Origin of the sequence: Streptomyces sp. NPDC058877 (genome assembly GCF_042742855.1) — a bacterium.
GTDB lineage: Bacteria > Actinomycetota > Actinomycetes > Streptomycetales > Streptomycetaceae > Streptomyces.
The window spans coordinates 1-19,776 of the sequence record NZ_JBHYMF010000021.1 but is presented as its reverse complement, the minus strand read 5'-3'; the positions used below and the strand labels follow the sequence as shown (position 1 = coordinate 19,776).

Sequence of the window (19,776 nt, the reverse complement as noted above, 5' to 3'; positions counted from 1 at the left end):
GGGCAGCGGGCGGAAGAAGGGGCCGTGGGCGCGGCCGTCCGGGACCCACCCGGTCGCGGCCGCCCTCTGGTCCAGCCCCTCTAGTCCAGCCCCTCTAGTCCAGCTCCACCGACCGGCGGAGCGGATCGCGCAGGTCCGTTCCCCGGGCCAGCCAGCGCTCCTCCAGGGCCTGCGCCCCGTGGACCCGCTTCCAGGCGGCCTCGTTCGGGGTCATCGGGAGCAGCGGCAGGAAGCGGACGGGGTCCATCCCTCCACCTCCCTGCGCCGCGGAACCGTCCCGGGCCGGCCCTTCGTTCAGGTCCAGGTCCTCCACCAGACCGCCCGACTCGGCGACGAGCACCGAACTGAAGGGGGCGCCGGGCCAGAGCGGGTCTCCGACGTCGAGCGAGGCCCCCGGGGCCACGACCACGCCCTCGACCTGGGGGGTGGCGGCCAGGACCGCGAGCGGGCGCAGCACCTTGTCGGTGTCGGCGAGCCCACGCCGAACGGTGAGGACGAGTTCGGCGCGCGGCCCCTTCACCGGGTCGGCGAGCGCGGAGGTCGGATCGGCCATCGGCTGTGCCGACATCCCGAGGGTCGCGTACCGCACGAGGTCGCCGTCGACGAAGCGGAGCACCTCGATGCGCTCCGTACCGAGGAACGTCACGGCGGCGCGTGCGTCCGGTTCGCCGAGGGCCGTACGGAGCCGGGCTTCAACCAGTGCAAGAACTTCTCCCATGCGGGGAGCATAGATCGCGTATGGAACGGGCAAAGTAAGGGATTGACCCTCTGTCGGCTGATAGTGTTGGAGACTGGTCGGGATACCCGACTGCTCGTCACACGTCATCCCCGACAGGGGACCGGCCGGAGGAGGTGGGACTGCGATGGACCGAAGTCGATCGGGCAGTACCAGCCGCTCTTCCGCCGCTCCGCGCTCCCCCTCGGTGCGCTCCCCCCGGTGACGTCCGGGTCCGGCACGGACCTGCACCTCCGGCAGCTCGCACGACGGAAGAGCACCTCGCCTTCCCCTGTCTGTAGCGCCGCCGTCACCGCGCCCCTTCCGGTGCCGCCCGCTTTGTGGACGAGATGCTTCCCCGTCCCCATTCCGGGCTGCGCCACGCTCCGCGCCGACGGCCGATCCGTGAGGAGCACGCCCATGTCGATGATCCGCGACCTGACCGCTGCCGTCCGCCCCAGCCTGCGGCACAGCCTGCGCAAGACCCCGACCACGTACACCGCGTACGACCCCACCCGCGACCACTCGGCGTCCAGCGCCGTGGTCGACTGCGCCGTCTACCGCGACGGACGCCGGATCGACGACCGGGCCTGTCTCACGCCGCGCGGCGCGATGGAGCAGGTGCGGGAGGGCGGGGGGTTCGCCTGGATCGGCCTGCACGAGCCGACCGAGGCCGAATTCGCCGGCATCGCGGCCGAGTTCGGGCTGCACCCGCTCGCCGTGGAGGACGCCGTCCACGCCCACCAGCGGCCCAAGCTGGAGCGGTACGACGACACCCTCTTCACCGTCTTCAAGACCATCCACTACGTCGAGCACGCCGCACTCACCGCAACCAGCGAGGTGGTCGAGAGCGGCGAGGTGATGGTCTTCACCGGTCCCGACTTCGTCATCACCGTCCGGCACGGCGGCCAGGGTTCCCTCCGCAACCTCCGCCACCGCCTCCAGGGCGAGCCGGAGCTCCTCGCCAAGGGCCCCTCGGCCGTGCTGCACTCCATCGCCGACCACGTCGTCGACGGATACATCGCGGTCGCCGACGCCGTCGAGCTCGACATCGACCAACTGGAGATCGACGTCTTCTCGCCTGCCGCGAAGGGCTCCACCCGCGGCACGGACACCGGCCGGATCTACCAGCTCAAGCGCGAAGTCCTGGAGTTCAAGCGGGCCGTGACCCCGCTGCTCCGGCCGATGCAGCTGCTCAGCGAGCGGCCGATGCGGCTCGTCGACCCCGACATCCAGAAGTACTTCCGGGACGTCGCCGACCACCTCGCCCGCGTCCAGGAGCAGGTCGTCGCCTTCGACGAGCTGCTCAACTCGATCCTCCAGGCCAATCTGGCGCAGGCGACCGTCGCGCAGAACGAGGACATGCGAAAGATCACTTCGTGGGCGGCGATCGTCGCCGTGCCCACGGCGGTCTGCGGCGTCTACGGCATGAACTTCGACCACATGCCCGAGCTGCACTGGAGGTACGGCTACCCGATGGTGCTCACCGGCATCATCGCCGTCTGCTTCACCATCCACCGCACGCTCAAGCGCAACGGCTGGCTGTAGGGACCCGCCCGATAAGCTGCGCGGCATGACAGAAGAGCTGCTCGGGCCCGCCCTCGTCGAGGAGGCCACCAAGAAGTCCGGCCTCGTGTGGGTGCGCGGCACCGGCCCGGCCCGCGCGCTCTGGCATGTCTGGCACGACGGGGCCGCGCACCTCGTCGGTGACGGCCCCGGTGAGCAACCGCTGCCGGGGCTGGTCGACGGCGACACGGCCGAGGTGACCGTCCGCAGCAAGGACAAGGGCGGTCGGATCGTCGCCTGGACGGCGACCGTGCGCGAGCTCGCCCCGGGTACGGAGGAATGGGACGCGGCCGTCGCCGAGCTGAAGGGCAAGCGGCTCAACGCACCCGACGGCGAGGCCGTGCCGGAGCGCTGGGCGCGTGAATGCCGGGTGGTGCGGCTCGATCCCCGGTCCTTCAGCACGGAGTTGCCGGACGGCTCGCTGGCCGCGGTGCCCCTGCCGACCGGCGCGAACACCCGCCGCCCGGTACCGGCCGCGCTGCCCCGGCTGCTGTTCAAGCGGCGGCGCGGGAACTAGGTCCGCAGCGGGCGGGGTCCGCGCCGCCCCTTCCCGGTGGGACGGCGATCGGCCGCGGCGGGCACCGCACGTCAGGTCTTGGGCAACTGCTTGCCGTAGTCCAGGGTCTCTTCCTTCGGCGGGGCGGAGAGCGGGAAGTCCTTGTTCCACTCGGAGAGGACCACGACGCCCGCTCCCCCGCCCCGCGCGAACCTCAGCGGATACGGTTCTCCTTCCAGCGCGACGTCGAGCGCACCGCCCTCGCCGTCGGTCCCGCCGCTGACCCGGATGGTGCGCACCCCGCCGATCTGGGCGCGATCGCCCTTGCTCTTCTCCCCGTGCAGACCGATCAGACCGTCGAGGAGCGGCCCCATCTCGGTGAAACCGCGCAGCTGCTTGTACGAGGGGTCGCCCTGGGGCACCTTCACGTACTTGTCGTCGAGGGTGTCGGCCGCCTCGGAGCCCGCCTCCGACGGCCCCTCGCCGTCCTCCTCCTCATGGGCCCAGAACCCCGCTTCGGCCTTCAGATAGAGCGCGTCACCGACCCGCAGCAGCTCGAAGGTGCTGTTCTTGGTCGTCACCGAGCCCGTGGCGCCCTCCTGCTTGAGGCGCATGTTCAGCTTGAAGGTGCCGCCCTTGCTGACGAGGGTGCCGGACAGCCGCACCGCCTTCGCACCGTCCGCCGCGGTCTGCGCCTTCTGCTCGATCTCGGGCGCGGAGAGCCGCCCCACTCCGTTGGTCCCCTCGTCCGGGTCGGCGGCACAGGCCGTGAGTCCCACCGTCAGTCCGGCGCCGAGCACCAGGGGCATGAGGGCCCTGCGGATACGCGATGACGGGGTACGAACGGTCATGTGCGCTGCCTCTCGTGTCGTGGGGGGGGAGGTACGGGCACGGCCCGTACGGATGCCGGAGGAGGCGGACCACGGGCGGAAGGGCCGGGTCCGGACCCGGTGGGGCGGCAGACCGCAGCGTACCCGGGCGGGACCGGGGCCCTGCAGGCAGCCGTACGGAGTCACTACCAGAGCAGGGTGGAACGTCACGGGCTAGCCTGAAGCGGGCAAAGTCCCGCAATCAGCGGTAAAGCTCTACGACGGCCCGCACCGTGGGCACCGAGGAGGCGCGTGGCATGGCGGCAGGCGCTCCCCGGATCTTCGTCTCCCACCTCGCCGGCGTCCCCGTCTTCGACCCCGTCGGCGACCAGGTCGGCCGGGTCAGCGACCTCGTGGCCATGCTCCGCGTCGGCCGCCGGCCCCCGCGCCTGCTCGGCATGGTCGTGGAGGTGCTGAGCCGGCGCCGGGTCTTCGTCCCCATGACCCGCATCACCGGAGTCGCCTCCGGTCAGGTCATCACCACGGGCGTCGTCAACATGCGGCGCTTCGAGCGTCGCCCCACCGAGCGGCTCGTCCTCGGCGAGCTCCTTGACCGACGGGTGACGCTGGTGGAGACGGGCGAGGAGGTGACGGTCCTCGACGTGGCCATCCAGCAACTGCCCGCCCGACGCGACTGGGAGATCGACAAGGTCTTCGTCCGCCGGGGCAAGGGCGGGGCGCTGCGCCGCAAGGGCGAGACCCTGACGGTCGAGTGGTCGGCGGTCACGGGCTTCTCCCTGGAGGAGCACGGGCAAGGCGCCGAGAACCTGCTGGCCACCTTCGAGAAGCTGCGCCCCGCCGACCTCGCCAATGCCCTGCACCACCTGTCGCCCAAGCGGCGCGCCGAAGTCGCCGCCGCCCTGGACGACGACCGGCTCGCCGACGTCCTGGAAGAGCTGCCGGAGGACGACCAGATCGAGATCCTCGGCAAGCTGAAGGAGGAGCGTGCCGCCGACGTCCTGGAGGCGATGGACCCGGACGACGCGGCCGACCTGCTGTCCGAGCTGCCCGAGGAGGACAAGGAGCGGCTGCTCACCCTGATGCAGCCGGACGAGGCCGCCGACGTCCGCCGGCTCATGGCCTACGAGGAGCGCACGGCGGGCGGCCTGATGACGACCGAGCCGATCGTGCTGCGGCCCGATGCCACCGTCGCCGATGCGCTCGCCCGGGTCCGGCAGCAGGACCTGTCACCGGCGCTGGCGGCGCAGGTGTACGTGTGCCGGCCCCCGGACGAGACGCCGACCGGCAAGTACCTGGGCACGGTGCACTTCCAGCGCCTGCTGCGCGACCCCCCGTTCACCCTGGTCAGCTCGCTGGTGGACAGCGATCTGTCGCCCCTCGGCCCGGACACCCCGCTGCCCGCCGTCACCAGCTACCTCGCCGCGTACAACATGGTCGCCGCGCCCGTGGTCGACGAGAGCGGTTCGCTGCTCGGTGCGGTCACCGTCGACGACGTCCTCGACCACCTGCTGCCGGACGACTGGCGGGAGACCGAGTTCCACGAGGAGGGGGCCGGGCATGGCGGCTGAGCGTGACCGGGAGCGCGAACGGGAGCGGTCCGTGCCCCGCATCCGGCTCGACCTGCCGCGCGAGCGGCGGTCCAGGCTGCTGCCGGAGTACGACCCCGAGGCCTTCGGCCGGCTCTCGGAGCGGATCGCCCGCTTCCTGGGCACGGGCAGGTTCCTGGTCTGGATGACCCTGACGATCATCGTCTGGGTGTTGTGGAACGTCTTCGCCCCGGGGTTCTTGAAGTTCGACGAGTACCCGTTCATCTTCCTGACGCTCGCCCTGTCCCTCCAGGCCTCGTACGCGGCGCCGCTGATCCTGCTCGCCCAGAACCGGCAGGACGACCGGGACCGGGTCAACCTCGAACAGGACCGGAAGCAGAACGAGCGGTCGATCGCGGACACCGAGTACCTGACGCGGGAGATCGCCGCGCTGCGGATGGGCCTCGGCGAGGTCGCGACCCGTGACTGGATCCGCTCGGAGTTCCAGGACCTGATCAAGGAGTTGGAGGAGCGCCGGGATCTATTCCCGTCCGGCGACGACCGCGGAAGTGACGTACCCGACCGTTGACGGCCCTTTCACCGGCCGGTGGTCGGCGCCGTACCATCGTCGGTATGGCTACGGAAGACGCGGTGCTCGAAGCACTGGCGACGGTGAACGACCCCGAGATCAACAAGCCGATCACTGAGCTCGGCATGGTCAAGTCAGTGGAGATCGAACCGGACGGGAAGGTCGCCGTCACGGTCTATCTGACGGTCTCCGGCTGTCCGATGCGCGACACCATCACGCAGCGCGTGACCGAGGCCGTCTCCCGGGTCGAGGGCGTCACCGGCGTCGACGTCTCGCTGGACGTGATGAGCGACGAGCAGCGCAAGGAGCTGGCGGCGGCGCTGCGCGGCACGGGCGCCGAGCGCGAGGTGCCGTTCGCGAAGCCCGGATCGCTGACCCGGGTGTATGCGGTGGCCTCCGGCAAGGGCGGCGTCGGCAAGTCCTCCGTGACCGTGAACCTGGCCGCGGCGATGGCCGCCGACGGCTTGAAGGTCGGCGTCGTCGACGCCGACATCTACGGCCACAGCGTGCCCCGGATGCTGGGCGCGGAAGGCCGTCCGACCCAGGTCGAGAACATGATCATGCCGCCGTCGGCGAACGGCGTGAAGGTCATCTCCATCGGCATGTTCACCCCGGGCAACGCCCCGGTGGTGTGGCGCGGCCCGATGCTGCACCGCGCGCTCCAGCAGTTCCTGGCGGACGTGTACTGGGGCGACCTGGACGTCCTGCTGCTCGACCTGCCCCCGGGCACCGGCGACATCGCGATCTCGGTCGCGCAGCTCGTCCCGAACGCGGAGATCCTGGTCGTCACCACCCCCCAGCAGGCCGCGGCCGAGGTCGCCGAGCGGGCCGGCTCGATCGCCGTCCAGACCCACCAGAAGATCGTCGGCGTCGTCGAGAACATGGCGGGCCTGCCGTGCCCGCACTGCGACGAGATGGTCGACGTGTTCGGCACCGGCGGTGGGCAGAAGGTCGCGGACGGCCTCACCCAGACCACGGGTGCGACGGTCCCGGTCCTCGGCTCGATCCCGATCGACGTACGGCTCCGTGAGGGGGGCGACGACGGCAAGCCGGTCGTCCTCTCCGACCCCGACTCCCCGGCGGGTGCGGCCCTCCGCGCGATCGCCGGCAAGCTCGGTGGCCGCCAGCGCGGCCTCTCGGGCATGAGCCTGGGCATCACTCCGCGCAACAAGTTCTGAGCGCGGGCGGGCGCCCGCCCGCGCAACACGGAGGGGCACCCCGAACCGGGGTGCCCCTCCGGCGCGTTTGCCGTCAGGCGTACGCGCCCAGGTCCTTCACCTGTGAGAACGCCAGTCCGTAGGCGCTCATCCCGCGCCCGTACGCCCCGATGTGGACGTCCCCGGCGGACCCCGCCAGCACCCAACCGAACTCGGTCTCGCGGTAGTGGAACGGCACCGGGGCCCCGTCGACCGGAAGCGAGAGCGTGGACCAGGCCGGTCCGTCGAGGTCGTCGGCGAGCTCGAAGGCGGTCTCCGTCTGCTGGTCCAGCCAGTGGTCCCGCAGGGCGTGGTCGAGCGAGGCGGGCCAGGTGTGGGCGAGGAGCCCGGAGCCGGCCAGCCAGGCCGCGGAGGAGACGGTGGTGGCCTCCAGGACGCCCGTGCCGTCACCGGTGCGGCGGACGGGGCTCGCGGCGACCGTCACGACGACGGCGAAGCGCTCCTTCTCCGCACCGCCGACCTCGGACTTTATCGAGGGCTCGTCGCCGTGGCCCATCGAGCCGTGCTGGACCGTGCCGTCCGCCGCCGTGCCGATCTGCATCAGCCGGCGGGGGCCGGTGAACGCCTCGTCGAGCCCGTACCAGGCGAAGGGTGCGCGCAGAAAGCCATCGGCTTCCACCCGACTCGTCGTCTTCATCTCGGCCAGCCTCCTCGTTACGTCAACAGAGGGAGGATAGCCACCGAGAAGGTACGGGGCGGTGACAGGGCGTCGTCAGGTGGCGTCGGAGTCGTACGGCGGACGCTCGCCGGTGTCCGGCTTGTCCTGCTTCTTGAGGAGGTCCGGGGAGCCGTTGACCGTCGCGGGCGCAGGCTCGGGCGCGGGGGCAGGGGCGGGGTCCCGGCCGTTCACGGCGTCGGCGACCTCGTTCATCTCCTTCTTGAGGTCGAAGGTGCCGCGCAACTCCTTCAACTCCTTGAGGTCCTCGTTGTTCTCCAGCTGCTTGCGGAGGAACGTCTTGGGATTGAGGTCCTCGAACTCGAAGTCCTTGAAGTCGGGCCCCAGCTCGCTGCGGATGTCCTGCTTCGCGCTGTCGGAGAACTCGCGCACCTTCCGGATGAAGCGCGCGACGTCCTGGATCACCTTCGGGAGCTTGTCCGGCCCGAAGACGAGCACGGCGAGGACCACGAGCGTCACCAGCTCGAGTGCGCCTATGTCGCTGAACACCTAGTAGCTCCTTCACGCCGGTCCAGGGCCCGGTCCACGGTACCCGCCCAAACCATCGGACGGGTACCTTGCGGTGACCGCCACGTGGCACTCACGTGCCCTGCGAGGAACCGAGCGTCAAGGTCTTTGTCAGCTCTTTGCCGTTCCGGGTCAGGGTGAGTTCCAGTCGGTCGCCGGGGCGGTGCGCACGGATCTTCACGATCAGCTCCTCGCCGTTGTGCACCCGCTGGCCGTCGACCTTGGTGATGACGTCTCCCGGCCGGAGCCCGGCCTTGGCGGCCGGGCCGCCGGCGGTGACGGAGGCCGAGCCGCCCGCGCCCTTCTCCCCGACCCGGGCACCGTCGCCGTTGAACTGCATGTCGAGGCTCACACCGATGACGGGGTGGGTGGCCTTGCCGGTGTTGATGAGCTCCTCGGCCACGCGCTTGCCCTGGTTGATCGGTATGGCGAAGCCGAGGCCGATGGAACCGGGCTGGCTCGCGCCGCCCTCTCCGCCCTCGCCCGCGCCGCCGGCGGCGCGGATCGCGCTGTTGATGCCGATGACCTGGGCCTTGGAGTCGAGCAGGGGGCCGCCGGAGTTGCCGGGGTTGATGGGCGCGTCGGTCTGGAGCGCGTCGACGTAGCTGATGTCGCTGCCGTCGCCCTTCTCCCCACCGGCCGTGATCGGACGCTCCTTGGCGCTGATGATCCCGGAGGTGACGGTGTTGGACAGGTCGAAGGGGGCCCCGATGGCGACGACGGGATCGCCCACCCGGACGTTCTCGGAATTGCCCAGCGGCAGTGGCTTGAGGCCCGAGACGCCGGTGACCTGGACGACGGCGAGGTCGTACCCCGTGTCCTTGCCGATGAGCTTGGCGCGGGCCGTCTCGCCGCTGGAGAAGGTCACCGAAATGTCCTTGGAGGACGTGGCTCCGTCGACGACGTGGTTGTTGGTGAGGATGTGGCCCTGGGTGTCCAGGACGAAGCCGGTCCCGGTGCCGGAGGAGCCGTTGCCGCGCACGTGCAGGGTGACCACGCCGGGGAGGGCGCTGGCGGCGATGCCCGCGACGCTGTCGGGGGCCCGGTCCGTGCTCCCGGCTTCGGCCTGCGGCAGCTCGACGGTGGTGAGCCCGCCGTTCCGCTCGACGTAGGCGCCGACGCCACCACCGATGACTCCGGTGATCAGGGCGAAGACGAGCGCTCCCGCGATCGCGAGGCCCTTCCGGGACTTCGCCGGGGGCAGCGGGGCACCGCCGGCCCCGTGGGTGCTCCAGGGGTCGTACTGCACCCACGGCGTGGCTCCGGCCCGGGGGTGGGCGTGCGGGGGTGCCTGCGGCGGCACGGGAGCGGCCGGACGCTGCACGGGGGGTGCGGGCGCCCACGGCCCCGGCTCGCCGTAGGGCGGCGTGCGGTACTCGTCGGGTGCGTGCAGGGGCTGCGGCGCGGACTGCTCGTGCGGTACGGGAGCCGCCGAGGGCGACTCGGCCACCAGCGGGCCGGTGGCCTCGGCGGGAGCCGGGGCCCCGGTGGATGCGTCCTGGGCGGGCTCGGCCACGGCTGCGGATTCGGGCACGGACTTCGTCAGCTCCACGAGCGGCGCAGGCGTCTCCGCGTCCGCCCTCGCCTCCCGGTCCTCCGGCACCCCCGCCGGGACGACCGGCTCGGACAGCGGCTGGGGCGCGGGCAGCGGAAAGTCACCGTCGCCGTCCGGCGGCGTCGGTATCCGCGCCGCCTCCGGCGTGCTCGACGGCCGACTCCACCAGTTCGGCTTCCCGTTGCTCATGTTCTCCCCGCAGCCCGCTGACCCGTCCGCGCCCCTGGGTCGGGCGCCCTGCCCTGGATTCAACCAGGTCGCGGGTCAGTGGTGGGAGCCGAGCGGTCCGGTCGTCGGGCTCGCCATCGGGCTGGGCCCGGGGGCGAAGGTCAGGGGGAGGACCGGGTCCGCCGGGCGCATGAACGGCGAGAGGGCGAAGAACGACTGCGGCGCACGCCCTTCGAGGCGCGCGGCCACCAGGGGCGTGGTGAGGAAACGCGTCGTCTCCGCCGGAGCCGCGCCCTGGCGGGTGGCCGGGACCGGACCGAGCGGGACCTCCCCGGGGGTCGCCGCCGCGAGCGGCTCGGCGCCGTAGACGGACTGGGAGCCCGAGCGCTCGCCGAAGCGCGTGCTGCGGCCGGCCCCCGTGCTCGTGCTCGTGCCGCCGGTCGTGGTGGCGCGCAGCGGGGTGACGGCGCTGCCGCTGCCCTGACCGGCGCGCCCGCTGGCGGTCACGGAGGCGTCCAGGGGCAGGGTGCCGCCGAGGGCGATCGCCGCGAAGGAGACGGCGCTGGCCGCTGCGAAGGCGAAGCGGCGCCCCCTCCCGGAGGTCCCGCGATCGCCGACCTCGTGTATGCGGAAGCCGGCCCGGGCGGTGCCGGGACCGGGGGTCACGACGGCGGCGGTGGCGAAGCCGTCGGACTTCAGCCCGCTCGCGTCGAGGAGTTCTTCCAAGGAACCCCGGGGGCCGCCCGTCTCCCCCGGGCCCCCGGGGAGCCCTTGGAGACGGGCGAGGAAGCCCTCCGAGGGGGGAGGTGGCGCGGTGGAGGCGAAGACGCTCTTCAGGGAGCGCTGGGCGTCCGCCTCGGCCTTGCAGCGGGCGCAGGTCGCGAGGTGGGAGAGGACCCGCTCGCGGGCGTCGTGACCGAGTTCGCCGTCGACGAGCGCGGCCAGCCGGTCCCCGAGGTGGTGCTCCGCGGGGGTCGGTGTCGTGGGACGTGTGCCGCTCACGCTGTCCCTGCCTCCCATCCGACGGAGGCCAGGGCGCGCTCCGCCCTTGCCTCGGGCGAGCGGTGCTTGAGGGCCTTGCGGAGGTGGGAGCGACCGCGGTGGATGCGGCTGCGGACCGTGCCGAGCTTCACGCCGAGGGTCGCGGCGATCTCCTCGTACGACAGCCCCTCGATGTCACAGAGGACGACCGCCGCGCGGAACTCGGGCGCGAGGGTGTCCAGCGCCTGCTGCACATCGGCGTCGAAGTGGGTGTCGTTGAACGCCTGCTGCGGCGAGGGCTCGCGGCTGGGGAGCCGCTCGGCCGCGTCGTCGGCGAGCGCGTCGAAACGGATGCGCTGCTTGCGGCGGACCATGTCGAGGAAGAGGTTGGTGGTGATGCGGTGCAGCCAGCCCTCGAAGGTGCCCGGGGTGTACGTCGACAGCGAGCGGAAGACGCGGACGAAGACCTCTTGGGTCAGGTCCTCCGCGTCGTGCTGGTTTCCGGTGAGGCGGTAGGCGAGCCGGTAGACCCGGCCGCTGTGTGCGCTGACGATCTCCTCCCAGGTGGGAGGGGTCCACGCCTGCGATTCCGCATCCGATGCGAAGGTCGCGGTGGTGGGAGCGGAGTCGGTGGTGCGGAAGCGGTCAGCGGTGTTGGTCACGGATTTCGGCTCACCCGCCGACCTGAGAAGACGCCGAAGCACTCCTCCCCGATCCACAGGCGCAGCCGCACCTCCCCTGTCGGCTCTGGTGGTGTCCAGTGGAGCCCCTACCATAGCCACCTCGCCCGTTAGCTCCGGATAAGAATCTTTACGCGAATTTGGGGACGGCTCGCCCGGCTGCCGGGGACCGTCTCCTCCCCTAGTGAACGCCCGGTCCCATCTGCGGGTTCCCGCTGACAGCGGATACAGTCACCGTTGCGTCAACTACGGGAACAGGAGAGGGCCATTACCGCCAACCGGCAGACGGGCTGGTCGTTCGCCGACGCCTATGTCGCCGAGGACGAAGCTCTGCGCTGGGCCCGGGAGCGGGCCCGGGAGGCAGGGCTGCCGTCGGTGTCTCCGGGTACCGGCGGGGCGCTGCGCCTGCTCGCCGCGACGGCGGACGCCAAGGCGGTGGCGGAGATCGGGACCGGCACCGGCGTGTCGGGCATCTACCTGTTGCTCGGCATGCGGCCGGACGGCGTCCTGACGACGGTGGACCTCCAGCCGGAGCGGCAGCAGCTCGCCAAGACGGCCTTCCGGGCGGCGGGCTTCGCGGGGAACCGGGCGCGCTTCATCCCCGGCCGCGCGCTGGACGTGCTGCCGCGGCTCGCGGACGGCGGGTACGACCTCGTGTTCTGCGACGGCGACCGGCTCGAGTACCTGGACTACCTCGCTGAATCGTTGCGCCTGCTGCGACCGGGGGGGCTCGTCTGTTTCGAAGGGGTCTTCGCGGACGGCCGCACGATCGATGCGGGAGCCCAGCCGGCCGAGGTCCAGCGGGTCCGCGAGGTGCTGCGCGCGGTGCGGGAGAGCCAGGAGTTGATCCCCTCCCTCCTGCCGGTGGGCGACGGCCTGCTCTGTGCGGTGCGCCGGGGCTGACCGTGCCGCGGCGGACCGTACCGGCGCACCCGCGCCCGGCCGGCCCGCGGTACCGGGTCCCGAGACGCCGCTGCCCCGGAACGGCGGACCGTACCGGGGCAGCGGCGGGAAATCGTGGAGAAGAGGGTCAGCCGACGACCTTCTTGAGGGCGTCACCCAGCGCCTCGGCCTCGTCCGGGGTCAGCTCGACGACAAGCCGACCGCCGCCTTCGAGCGGAACGCGCATGACGATGCCCCGCCCCTCCTTGGTCACCTCGAGCGGGCCGTCACCCGTCCGCGGCTTCATGGCCGCCATGCTCGTTCCCCTTCCTGAAACCAGCTCATCATCGGCCGGGCAGCTCCATGGTGTGGAGCACGCGTCACCGGCTTCGAACACATTGCTTCCAGGTCATTATCCCGCATGGCAGGACCCGATGACCAACATCGAATGGCATCGCTTGCGCAACGCGCTCCCGCAAAACCCCATATTTCGGCGATCTGGCTGCCATACTTCGCTGCTCTACGTCCCCGCGACCCCTCTCGGTCTGACTCATTGACGCACCTCACATGGGCGGTGCGGGTGATCTCCGCCATGCTGGGCTGGTCAACCACGCAATGAGGCGAAGGGATCCCGATGGCCGACACGGTGCTGTACGAGGTGAGCGACGGGCTCGCCACCATCACGCTCAACCGGCCCGAGGCGATGAACGCCATGAACGTGGCCGCGAAGGTCGCCCTCCGGGAGGCTGCGGAAACGGCCGCGGCGGACCCCGCCGTCCGGGCGGTGCTCCTCACGGCCGCGGGTGACCGGGCGTTCTGCGTCGGCCAGGACCTGAAGGAGCACATCGGGCTGCTCGCGGCGGACCAGGAGTCCGGAACCCACGAGACCATGAACACGGTCCGTGACCACTACAACCCGATCGTGCGGGCGCTCACCGGCATGCGGAAGCCGGTCGTCGCGGGCGTGAACGGCGTCGCCGCCGGTGCCGGTTTCGGCTTCGCGCTCGCGGCGGACTACCGGGTCGTCGCGGACACGGCCTCCTTCAACACCGCCTTCGCGGGCGTGGCGCTCACCGCCGACTCGGGGATGTCCTGGACGCTGCCTCGGCTGATCGGCGCGAGCCGCGCCTCCGACCTGCTGCTCTTCCCCCGCTCCATCGACGCGCGGGAGGCCCACGAGCTCGGCATCGTGAACCGCCTGGTGCCCGCGGCCGAGCTCGCCGCCGAGGCCGAGAAGGTGGCCCGCGCCCTCGCGGCGGGTCCGACCGTGGCGTACGCGGCGCTGAAGGAGTCCCTCGCCTACGGCGCGGACCACTCCCTGACCGAGGCCCTGGGCAAGGAGGAGGAACTCCAGGCGACGGCCGGCGCCTCGGAGGACCACACCCGCGCGGTCCGCGCCTTCGTCGCCAAGGAGAAGCCGACGTACCTGGGCCGCTGACCAGGGACGGAACCCATTGAGTGCGGCCGGCGGGCGGGTCTATAGGATCCGCCCGCTCGCCCGGAGACGCCTCCCGGGGAGGCACCGCGCCCGGGCGGGTGCAGCGGGGCTATCGCCCGCCCCGGGCCACGCAGTCCGCGAGGTGGTCGTCGACCAGCCCGCAGGCCTGCATCAGGGCGTAGGCCGTGGTGGGGCCGATGAAGCGGAGGCCACGCTTCTTGAGGGCCTTCGACAGGGCCGTCGACGCATCGGTGACCGCCGGGACCTCGGCGAGCACACGGGGGGCGGGCCGGACCGCGGGGTCGGGGGCGTACGACCAGATCAGGGCATCGAGCTCGCCCGGAGACCAGTCGGCCAGCAGTTTCGCGTTGGCCAGGGTGGCGTCGACCTTGGCGCGGTTGCGGATGATGCCCTCGTCGGCGAGGAGCCGCTCCCGGTCCGCCGGGCCGAAGGCCGCGACCGAGGCGATCTCGAAACCGGCGAAGGCGCGCCGGAAGCCCTCGCGACGGCGGAGGATCGTGATCCACGACAGGCCCGACTGGAAGGCCTCCAGGCAGAGCCGCTCGAACAGTGCGTCGTCGCCGTGGACGGGACGACCCCACTCCTCGTCGTGATAGGCGACGTAGTCCTCGGTCGACAGGCCCCAGGGGCACCGCAGCCGCCCGTCGGGCCCGGGGATCGCCTCGCCGGTCACTTCTCGCCGCCCTCCTCGCCGGTGGCCCCGGCGTCACCGGCGGAGGAGGCGCCCGCGAGCGCCTCCTCCAACTCCGCGATCCGGGCGTCCCGCTCGGCGAGCTCGGCACCGAGGCGGACGAGCACGTCGTCCACGTCGACCATGCGGTAGCCGCGGGCGGCGACGGGCAGGCGGAGCGCCTCGACGTCGGCGCGGTCCACCGGACGGGCCGTCGGAAGGGGGTCGACCAGCTGCTCGGGCGCCACCTCGGGCAGCACCTCGCCGTCACCGCCGCCGACCACGGCGAGGGTCACCGCGGCCACGACCACCACCATCGTGATGAGCAGAAACCAGAACACCTGCGCGCCTCTCCCCGGAGTGGAAAACGTCCCGTGCCGATCGTGCCATGCGCCACTGACGGTTAGGGTCACAGGCGAACGGACGCGAGGGAGGACAAAAGGGATGCTGCGCTTGGGACGGCGTGAATTCGGGCCGCACGAGCCGGTGATCATGGCGATCGTGAACCGAACCCCGGACTCCTTCTACGACCAGGGCGCGACCTTCCGGGACGAGCCGGCGCTCGCCCGGGTCGAGCAGGCCGTGGCGGAGGGGGCGGCGATCATCGACATCGGCGGGGTGAAGGCCGGCCCCGGAGAGGAGGTGACGGCCGAGGAGGAGGCGCGCCGCACGGTCGGCTTCGTCGCCGAGGTCCGCAGGCGCCATCCCGATGTCGTGATCAGCGTCGACACCTGGCGCGCGGAGGTCGGCGAGGCGGTCTGCGAGGCCGGCGCGGACGTCCTGAACGACGCCTGGGGCGGGGTCGACCCGCGCCTCGCCGAGGTCGCCGCGAAGTACGGCGCGGGGCTCGTCTGCACGCACGCCGGTGGCGCGGAGCCGAGGACGCGACCGCACCGGGTGGAGTACGAGGACGTGATGGCCGACGTCCTGCGCGTGACCGTGGGACTCGCGGAGCGGGCCGCGACCCTCGGTGTCCGGCGGGACGGGATCATGATCGACCCCGGTCATGACTTCGGGAAGAACACACGGCACAGCCTGGAGGCGACGCGACGGCTCGGCGAGATGGCGGAGACCGGGTGGCCGGTGCTGGTGTCCCTGTCGAACAAGGACTTCGTGGGAGAGACGCTGGACCGACCGGTGAAGGAGCGGGTCCTCGGGACCCTGGCCACGACGGCGGTGTCGGCCTGGCTCGGCGCACGGGTGTACCGGGTGCACGAGGTGGCCGAGACCCGGCAGGTCCTGGACATGGTGGCGTCCATCGCCGGGCACCGTCCGCCGGCGGTCGCACGGCGCGGGCTGGCCTAGGAGGGCCGCCGCGGCCCGGTGGCCGGTCGCGCCGGCCGCCCCTCCCCCGGGCCGCACCCCGGGGCCCCGCGGAACGCGTGCCCACGACCGGCCGGTCCGGACCGGCCCCGGGCACACCGCCCTCCGGGCGGACGGAGCCGCTCCCGCAGCACGTCCTAGCGGGCGACCTCCTTCGTCACCAGGGCCACCGCCTCCTCCACGTCGTCCGTGACGTGGAAGAGGAGGAGGTCGCGCTCCGCGGCCTTGCCGCCCGCGACGACCGAGTCGCGGAGCCAGTCGACCAGGCCCTTCCAGTACTCCGAACCGAAGAGCACGATCGGGAAGCGGGTGACCTTGCGGGTCTGGACCAGGGTGAGCGCCTCGAAGAGCTCGTCGAGGGTGCCGAGCCCGCCGGGCAGGACCACGAACCCCTGCGCGTACTTCACGAACATCGTCTTGCGGACGAAGAAGTAGCGGAAGTTCACGCCGATGTCGACGTGCGGGTTGAGCCCCTGCTCGAAGGGGAGCTCGATGCCGAGGCCCACCGAGATCCCCTTGGCCTGCCTGGCCCCCTTGTTGGCCGCCTCCATGGCGCCGGGACCACCGCCCGTGATGACCGCGAAGCCGGCCTCGACGAGCGCCCGCCCGAGCCGTACGCCCGCCTCGTACTCGGGCGAGTCGGGCTTCGTACGGGCCGAACCGAAGACACTGATCGCGCTCGGCAGTTCGGCCAGGGCGCCGAAGCCCTCGACGAACTCGGACTGGATGCGCATGACCCGCCAGGGGTCGGTGTGCACCCATTCCGAGTCGCCCTCGGTGTCGAGCAGTCGCTGGTCCGTGGTGCCCGGCTGGACCTGTTCCCTGCGCCGCAGCACCGGCCCGAGCCGCTGCTCCTCCGGCTTGGTCTCTCCTTCGGGCATGCCCATGGCCTGCTCCCTCCGTCGATCCAACGATCTTCTGGTTGGGTCAGCGTAGGACCAGAGAGGTGACGAAATCCGAAATTACGGGAGACGGGCGGTCAGCCAGTCGCGGAGCCGGGCCTCACAGTGGTGGATCTTGTCGACGTGGACGCGCTCGTCGCGCTTGTGCGCGTACAGCGCGTCACCGGGGCCGTAGTTGACGGCGGGCACCCCGAGGGCGCTGAAGCGGGAGACGTCGGTCCAGCCGAACTTGGGCTGTGCACTGCCGCCGACGGCCTTCATGAAGGCCTGGGCCGCCGGGTGGGAGAGGCCGGGCAGGGCGCCGGGGCTCTCGTCGTCGACGACGAACTCGGCGATGTCGCAGCCGTCGAAGAAGTCGCGGACGTACGCCAGGGCCTCGGCCGGGGAGCGGTCGGGGGCGTACCGGTAGTTCACGGTGACGGCGCAGGCGTCGGGGATGACGTTGGTGGCGACGCCCCCCTCGATCCGCACGGCGCTGAGGCCCTCGTGGTACTGGAGGCCGTCGATGACCGGCTTGCGCGGCTCGTACCCGGCGAGGCGGGCGAGGATCGGGGCGGCGGCGTGGATGGCGTTGGAGCCCATCCAGGCGCGCGCGGAGTGGGCGCGCTCGCCGGCGGTGTGCAGGATGACCCGCAGGGTGCCCTGGCAGCCGCCCTCCACCTGCCCGTCGGAGGGTTCGAGGAGGACCGCGAAATCGCCCTCCAACCACTCGGGGTGGGCGGCGGCGACCTTGCCGAGGCCGTTGAGGTCGGCGGCGACCTCCTCGTTGTCGTAGAAGACGAAGGTGAGGTCCCGGTTGGGCTCGGGGACGGTGGCGGCGATCCGCAGCTGGACGGCGACGCCGGACTTCATGTCGGAGGTGCCGCAACCCCACAGGACTCCGTCCCCGTCGAGCCGGGAGGGCACGTTGTCGGCGATCGGCACGGTGTCGATGTGGCCGGCGAGCACCACCCGCTCGTCGCGGCCGAGGTGCGTCCGGGCGACGATGTTGTTGCCGTACCGGTCGACGGTGAGGTGCGGCAGCATGCGCAGGGCTCGCTCGATCGCGTCGGCGAGCGGCTGCTCCGTCCCGCTGACGGAGGGGAAGTCGACGAGGGCCGCGGTGAGCGCGGCCCCGTCCAGGGCCAGGTCGAGGGTGCCGTCGAGCGGGGTGATGTCTGCCATGTGCCGACCCTAACGCGGCCTCCAGTACGGTGGGCCCCGTGTCCGAGCCCACCCGCCCCCGCCGTCGCGGTCGCCGCGCCCGTCCCGCGGCCGCCCTCGCCGTGCTCTTCGGCATCGCCGCCTACGTGGCCGTCCACCAGGTGACGGGAAGCACGGGCACGCCCCGCTGCAGCGTGGGCAGCGGGGACAACCGGTACGAGTTCACCATGGACCAGGCCTCCAACGCCGCGACGATCTCCGCGGTGGGCACCACCCGGGGACTGCCGGAGCGGGCCGTGACGATCGCCCTCGCGACGGCGCTGCAGGAGTCCGCGCTGCGGAACATCGAGCACGGCGACCGGGACTCGCTCGGCCTCTTCCAGCAGCGTCCTTCGCAGGGGTGGGGGACACCGGAGCAGATCATGGACCCGGTGTACGCGTCGGGGAAGTTCTACGAGGGCCTGGAGAAGGTGCCGGGCTACTCGCGACTACCGCTGACGGTGGCGGCGCAGAAGGTGCAGCGGAGCGGTTTCCCGCAGGCGTACGCGAAGCACGAGCCGGACGCCACGCTGCTCTCGGCCGCGCTGACCGGTCGGTCGCCGGCGGCCCTGAGGTGCACGACGGGCAAGGCGGACGGCCGGCCGGGCGATCCCGCGCGGGTGCGCGAGGAGCTGGTGCGGGCGTTCGGCGAGAAGGCCGCCCCGAAGACGGTGACGGGTGGTCCGAGCGCGGGCCGTTCGGCCACCGAGCCTCCGGTGCTCATGGTGCCGGTGGAGTCGGAGGGCTCGGCGGGGGCCGGCGCGGACGAGCGGCGCGGCTGGGAGTTGGCCCAGTGGGCGGTGGCCCGGTCGGAGGCGCTGCGCATCACGGAGGTCTCGTACGGGGACCTGGTGTGGCGTGCGGGCGAGGCGAACGGCGATTGGTCGAAGGCGCCGAGCGCAGCAGCCGCGACCGGCGGGGCCGTCCGCATCCGACTCGCCCGCTAGCCACCGGGACCGATCGGACCGCCGCCCGGCAACCGCGGCGTCGGACGACCCGTCCGGACACCGCTCGCCCGACGCTCGCCCGCGGCCGGGCATCCGTGCGGTCCTTCACCCGACCGTGGCACGGTCCCGTGTGCGATGGAAGGAAATTCGGCGGCCTTCCGCCGCTCCTTCCCCGACTGGCGCTCCTACCCCTCACTTCCCTTGCGCCCCAAGGGAAGTGACGGTTCATCAAGCCCTTTCGCAATGACGCGTTCGTCCGTTTTCCTCCCCACCCGACAATACGACGCATTGCCAACTCTTTGCCTTCGGCCGCCGCAACCTCCCCCGCCCCGGGGCCGGTTGTCAGTGCGTCCGAACGCACACGTCGCACCTCGTCGAAGGAGCACCATGTCCCTCCCCCTGACCCGCCGGATCGCCCGCGCCGCCCTCCTCATCGCGGCCGGAGCAGCCCCCGTGGTCGGTGCGGCCGGCTCCGCGAGCGCCCTTGACCACGGCCTCGCACCCACCGGCGCCCTCGGCGCCGTCACCGCCCTGGACTCCGCCGGTGCGGGCACCGCCGTCGACAGCGCCTCGCAGACCGCCACCGGCGTCGTCGGCGAGACCGGCAGCAAGGCCGTCGGCACCGCCGTACCGGCCGCCGGAAAGACCGTCGGCGCGGCCGGCAAGACCGCCACCCCGGCCGCCCAGAAGGTGGCCGGAGACACCACGGGCAGCGCGGGCGAAGTCGTCGGCAAGACCGCGGGCGCCGCCACCGAGAGCGCCGAGGGTCCGACCGGCGGCGCCCTGGGCGGTGGCCTCGGCAGCCTGCCGACCGGCCAGGCGCTGGGGTCCACGCCGCTGGGCGGCCTGCCCCTCGGCGGCTGACCCCTTCGGGAACGGGTGAGGGCCCGGGAAGCGTCGGACGC

Annotated in this window: 22 protein-coding genes; 10 read left to right on the top strand and 12 right to left on the bottom strand. The window is 72.2% G+C overall.

All coding sequences use genetic code 11. From position 1 onward, the window contains the following. Positions 1 to 94: 94 nt before the first annotated feature. On the bottom strand, positions 95 to 718 hold the full coding sequence (locus ACFW2Y_RS07680; protein ID WP_384875002.1) for a suppressor of fused domain protein: 624 nt from the start codon (positions 716 to 718) through the stop codon (positions 95 to 97). Positions 719 to 1,135: 417 nt separating this feature from the next. Here ACFW2Y_RS07680 and ACFW2Y_RS07675 point away from each other — a divergent pair, with 417 nt between their 5' ends. Together ACFW2Y_RS07675 and ACFW2Y_RS07670 are read left to right on the top strand one after the other, a co-directional pair. Then, a complete protein-coding gene (locus ACFW2Y_RS07675; protein WP_384874999.1) occupies positions 1,136 to 2,263 on the top strand; it encodes a magnesium and cobalt transport protein CorA in 1,128 nt (375 codons plus the stop codon). Between the two features lie 25 nt (positions 2,264 to 2,288). Then, complete coding sequence (locus ACFW2Y_RS07670) at positions 2,289 to 2,798, top strand: hypothetical protein (RefSeq protein WP_384874996.1); 510 nt, start codon at positions 2,289 to 2,291, stop codon at positions 2,796 to 2,798. Positions 2,799 to 2,869: 71 nt separating this feature from the next. On the opposite strand, the gene ACFW2Y_RS07665 is transcribed toward ACFW2Y_RS07670, so the two are convergent. Further along, the gene (locus tag ACFW2Y_RS07665) at positions 2,870 to 3,628 is read right to left on the bottom strand and encodes a hypothetical protein (protein ID WP_384874993.1); all 759 of its coding nucleotides are present in this window, start codon (positions 3,626 to 3,628) and stop codon (positions 2,870 to 2,872) included. Positions 3,629 to 3,903: 275 nt separating this feature from the next. On the opposite strand from ACFW2Y_RS07665, the gene ACFW2Y_RS07660 reads away from it, so the two are divergent. The 3 genes from ACFW2Y_RS07660 to ACFW2Y_RS07650 are packed head-to-tail and all read left to right on the top strand — an operon-like array spanning position 3,904 to position 6,900. Further along, entirely contained in the window at positions 3,904 to 5,175 is a 1,272-nt protein-coding gene (locus ACFW2Y_RS07660; protein ID WP_384874990.1) for a magnesium transporter MgtE N-terminal domain-containing protein, read from the top strand. Next, entirely contained in the window at positions 5,165 to 5,722 is a 558-nt protein-coding gene (locus ACFW2Y_RS07655) for a DUF1003 domain-containing protein (RefSeq protein WP_384874988.1), read from the top strand. The genes ACFW2Y_RS07660 and ACFW2Y_RS07655 overlap by 11 nt, the downstream gene beginning before the upstream one ends. Positions 5,723 to 5,766: 44 nt before the next feature. Beyond that, entirely contained in the window at positions 5,767 to 6,900 is a 1,134-nt protein-coding gene (locus tag ACFW2Y_RS07650; RefSeq protein ID WP_384874985.1) for an Mrp/NBP35 family ATP-binding protein, read from the top strand. A gap of 73 nt (positions 6,901 to 6,973) precedes the next feature. Here ACFW2Y_RS07650 and ACFW2Y_RS07645 read toward each other — a convergent pair whose 3' ends face one another. The 5 genes from ACFW2Y_RS07645 to sigE all read right to left on the bottom strand — a co-directional run bounded on the left by ACFW2Y_RS07645 (position 6,974) and on the right by sigE (position 11,602). Beyond that, positions 6,974 to 7,576 carry a hypothetical protein gene (locus ACFW2Y_RS07645; RefSeq protein WP_384874982.1) on the bottom strand — a complete coding sequence of 201 codons (603 nt, stop codon included), beginning with the start codon at positions 7,574 to 7,576 and terminating at the stop codon, positions 6,974 to 6,976. A gap of 75 nt (positions 7,577 to 7,651) precedes the next feature. Further along, positions 7,652 to 8,104 (bottom strand): sec-independent translocase, encoded by a 453-nt coding sequence (locus ACFW2Y_RS07640; RefSeq protein ID WP_384874980.1) that lies wholly within the window; start codon positions 8,102 to 8,104, stop codon positions 7,652 to 7,654. 91 nt (positions 8,105 to 8,195) lie between these two features. Further along, positions 8,196 to 9,866, bottom strand: coding sequence for a trypsin-like peptidase domain-containing protein (locus ACFW2Y_RS07635; RefSeq protein WP_384874977.1), 1,671 nt, complete (start codon positions 9,864 to 9,866; stop codon positions 8,196 to 8,198). A gap of 75 nt (positions 9,867 to 9,941) precedes the next feature. After that, a complete protein-coding gene (locus tag ACFW2Y_RS07630; protein WP_384874975.1) occupies positions 9,942 to 10,847 on the bottom strand; it encodes an anti-sigma factor family protein in 906 nt (301 codons plus the stop codon). Further along, complete coding sequence (gene sigE, locus ACFW2Y_RS07625; RefSeq protein WP_384874972.1) at positions 10,844 to 11,602, bottom strand: RNA polymerase sigma factor SigE; 759 nt, start codon at positions 11,600 to 11,602, stop codon at positions 10,844 to 10,846. Before sigE ends, ACFW2Y_RS07630 begins: the two co-directional genes overlap by 4 nt. A gap of 141 nt (positions 11,603 to 11,743) precedes the next feature. On the opposite strand from sigE, the gene ACFW2Y_RS07620 reads away from it, so the two are divergent. Beyond that, the gene (locus ACFW2Y_RS07620; protein ID WP_384874969.1) at positions 11,744 to 12,409 is read left to right on the top strand and encodes an O-methyltransferase; all 666 of its coding nucleotides are present in this window, start codon (positions 11,744 to 11,746) and stop codon (positions 12,407 to 12,409) included. Positions 12,410 to 12,536: 127 nt separating this feature from the next. Here the strand turns inward: ACFW2Y_RS07620 and ACFW2Y_RS07615 are convergent, their stop codons facing one another. Continuing rightward, complete coding sequence (locus tag ACFW2Y_RS07615; RefSeq protein ID WP_009997451.1) at positions 12,537 to 12,704, bottom strand: DUF3117 domain-containing protein; 168 nt, start codon at positions 12,702 to 12,704, stop codon at positions 12,537 to 12,539. A 318-nt stretch (positions 12,705 to 13,022) separates the two neighbouring features. On the opposite strand from ACFW2Y_RS07615, the gene ACFW2Y_RS07610 reads away from it, so the two are divergent. Continuing rightward, positions 13,023 to 13,826 carry an enoyl-CoA hydratase/isomerase family protein gene (locus tag ACFW2Y_RS07610; protein ID WP_384874967.1) on the top strand — a complete coding sequence of 268 codons (804 nt, stop codon included), beginning with the start codon at positions 13,023 to 13,025 and terminating at the stop codon, positions 13,824 to 13,826. A 109-nt stretch (positions 13,827 to 13,935) separates the two neighbouring features. On the opposite strand, the gene ACFW2Y_RS07605 is transcribed toward ACFW2Y_RS07610, so the two are convergent. Both ACFW2Y_RS07605 and ACFW2Y_RS07600 read right to left on the bottom strand, forming a co-directional pair. Beyond that, a complete protein-coding gene (locus tag ACFW2Y_RS07605; protein WP_384874964.1) occupies positions 13,936 to 14,520 on the bottom strand; it encodes a DNA-3-methyladenine glycosylase I in 585 nt (194 codons plus the stop codon). Then, entirely contained in the window at positions 14,517 to 14,858 is a 342-nt protein-coding gene (locus ACFW2Y_RS07600) for a hypothetical protein (RefSeq protein WP_384874961.1), read from the bottom strand. The genes ACFW2Y_RS07605 and ACFW2Y_RS07600 overlap by 4 nt, the downstream gene beginning before the upstream one ends. A 103-nt stretch (positions 14,859 to 14,961) precedes the next feature. On the opposite strand from ACFW2Y_RS07600, the gene folP reads away from it, so the two are divergent. Continuing rightward, positions 14,962 to 15,822, top strand: coding sequence for a dihydropteroate synthase (gene folP, locus ACFW2Y_RS07595; RefSeq protein ID WP_384874958.1), 861 nt, complete (start codon positions 14,962 to 14,964; stop codon positions 15,820 to 15,822). Between the two features lie 155 nt (positions 15,823 to 15,977). Here folP and ACFW2Y_RS07590 read toward each other — a convergent pair whose 3' ends face one another. After that, positions 15,978 to 16,727, bottom strand: coding sequence for a TIGR00730 family Rossman fold protein (locus ACFW2Y_RS07590; protein WP_384874955.1), 750 nt, complete (start codon positions 16,725 to 16,727; stop codon positions 15,978 to 15,980). A 75-nt stretch (positions 16,728 to 16,802) separates the two neighbouring features. Further along, entirely contained in the window at positions 16,803 to 17,906 is a 1,104-nt protein-coding gene (dapE, locus tag ACFW2Y_RS07585) for a succinyl-diaminopimelate desuccinylase (protein ID WP_384874952.1), read from the bottom strand. Between the two features lie 29 nt (positions 17,907 to 17,935). On the opposite strand from dapE, the gene ACFW2Y_RS07580 reads away from it, so the two are divergent. After that, positions 17,936 to 18,871, top strand: a complete 936-nt coding sequence (locus ACFW2Y_RS07580; protein WP_384874949.1) for a hypothetical protein — start codon at positions 17,936 to 17,938, stop codon at positions 18,869 to 18,871. A 387-nt stretch (positions 18,872 to 19,258) separates the two neighbouring features. Then, positions 19,259 to 19,735: an ATP-binding protein gene (locus tag ACFW2Y_RS07575; protein WP_384874946.1), complete on the top strand. Its 477-nt coding sequence runs from the start codon at positions 19,259 to 19,261 to the stop codon at positions 19,733 to 19,735. The last annotated feature ends 41 nt before the right edge of the window (positions 19,736 to 19,776 follow it).

Excerpts from the sequence above, each read along its gene's own strand:
- ACFW2Y_RS07590 (WP_384874955.1), bottom strand. The coding sequence starts at position 16,727 with ATGGGCATGCCCGAAGGAGAGACCAAGCCGGAGGAGCAGCGGCTCGGG.
- ACFW2Y_RS07635 (WP_384874977.1), bottom strand. The coding sequence starts at position 9,866 with ATGAGCAACGGGAAGCCGAACTGGTGGAGTCGGCCGTCGAGCACGCCG.
- ACFW2Y_RS07650 (WP_384874985.1), top strand. The coding sequence starts at position 5,767 with ATGGCTACGGAAGACGCGGTGCTCGAAGCACTGGCGACGGTGAACGAC.
- ACFW2Y_RS07610 (WP_384874967.1), top strand. The coding sequence starts at position 13,023 with ATGGCCGACACGGTGCTGTACGAGGTGAGCGACGGGCTCGCCACCATC.
- ACFW2Y_RS07670 (WP_384874996.1), top strand. The coding sequence starts at position 2,289 with ATGACAGAAGAGCTGCTCGGGCCCGCCCTCGTCGAGGAGGCCACCAAG.
- ACFW2Y_RS07660 (WP_384874990.1), top strand. The coding sequence starts at position 3,904 with ATGGCGGCAGGCGCTCCCCGGATCTTCGTCTCCCACCTCGCCGGCGTC.
- ACFW2Y_RS07655 (WP_384874988.1), top strand. The coding sequence starts at position 5,165 with ATGGCGGCTGAGCGTGACCGGGAGCGCGAACGGGAGCGGTCCGTGCCC.
- sigE (WP_384874972.1), bottom strand. The coding sequence starts at position 11,602 with ATGGTAGGGGCTCCACTGGACACCACCAGAGCCGACAGGGGAGGTGCG.
- folP (WP_384874958.1), top strand. The coding sequence starts at position 14,962 with ATGCTGCGCTTGGGACGGCGTGAATTCGGGCCGCACGAGCCGGTGATC.
- ACFW2Y_RS07615 (WP_009997451.1), bottom strand. The coding sequence starts at position 12,704 with ATGGCGGCCATGAAGCCGCGGACGGGTGACGGCCCGCTCGAGGTGACC.
- ACFW2Y_RS07645 (WP_384874982.1), bottom strand. The coding sequence starts at position 7,576 with ATGAAGACGACGAGTCGGGTGGAAGCCGATGGCTTTCTGCGCGCACCC.
- dapE (WP_384874952.1), bottom strand. The coding sequence starts at position 17,906 with ATGGCAGACATCACCCCGCTCGACGGCACCCTCGACCTGGCCCTGGAC.
- ACFW2Y_RS07675 (WP_384874999.1), top strand. The coding sequence starts at position 1,136 with ATGTCGATGATCCGCGACCTGACCGCTGCCGTCCGCCCCAGCCTGCGG.
- ACFW2Y_RS07575 (WP_384874946.1), top strand. The coding sequence starts at position 19,259 with ATGTCCCTCCCCCTGACCCGCCGGATCGCCCGCGCCGCCCTCCTCATC.
- ACFW2Y_RS07665 (WP_384874993.1), bottom strand. The coding sequence starts at position 3,628 with ATGACCGTTCGTACCCCGTCATCGCGTATCCGCAGGGCCCTCATGCCC.
- ACFW2Y_RS07680 (WP_384875002.1), bottom strand. The coding sequence starts at position 718 with ATGGGAGAAGTTCTTGCACTGGTTGAAGCCCGGCTCCGTACGGCCCTC.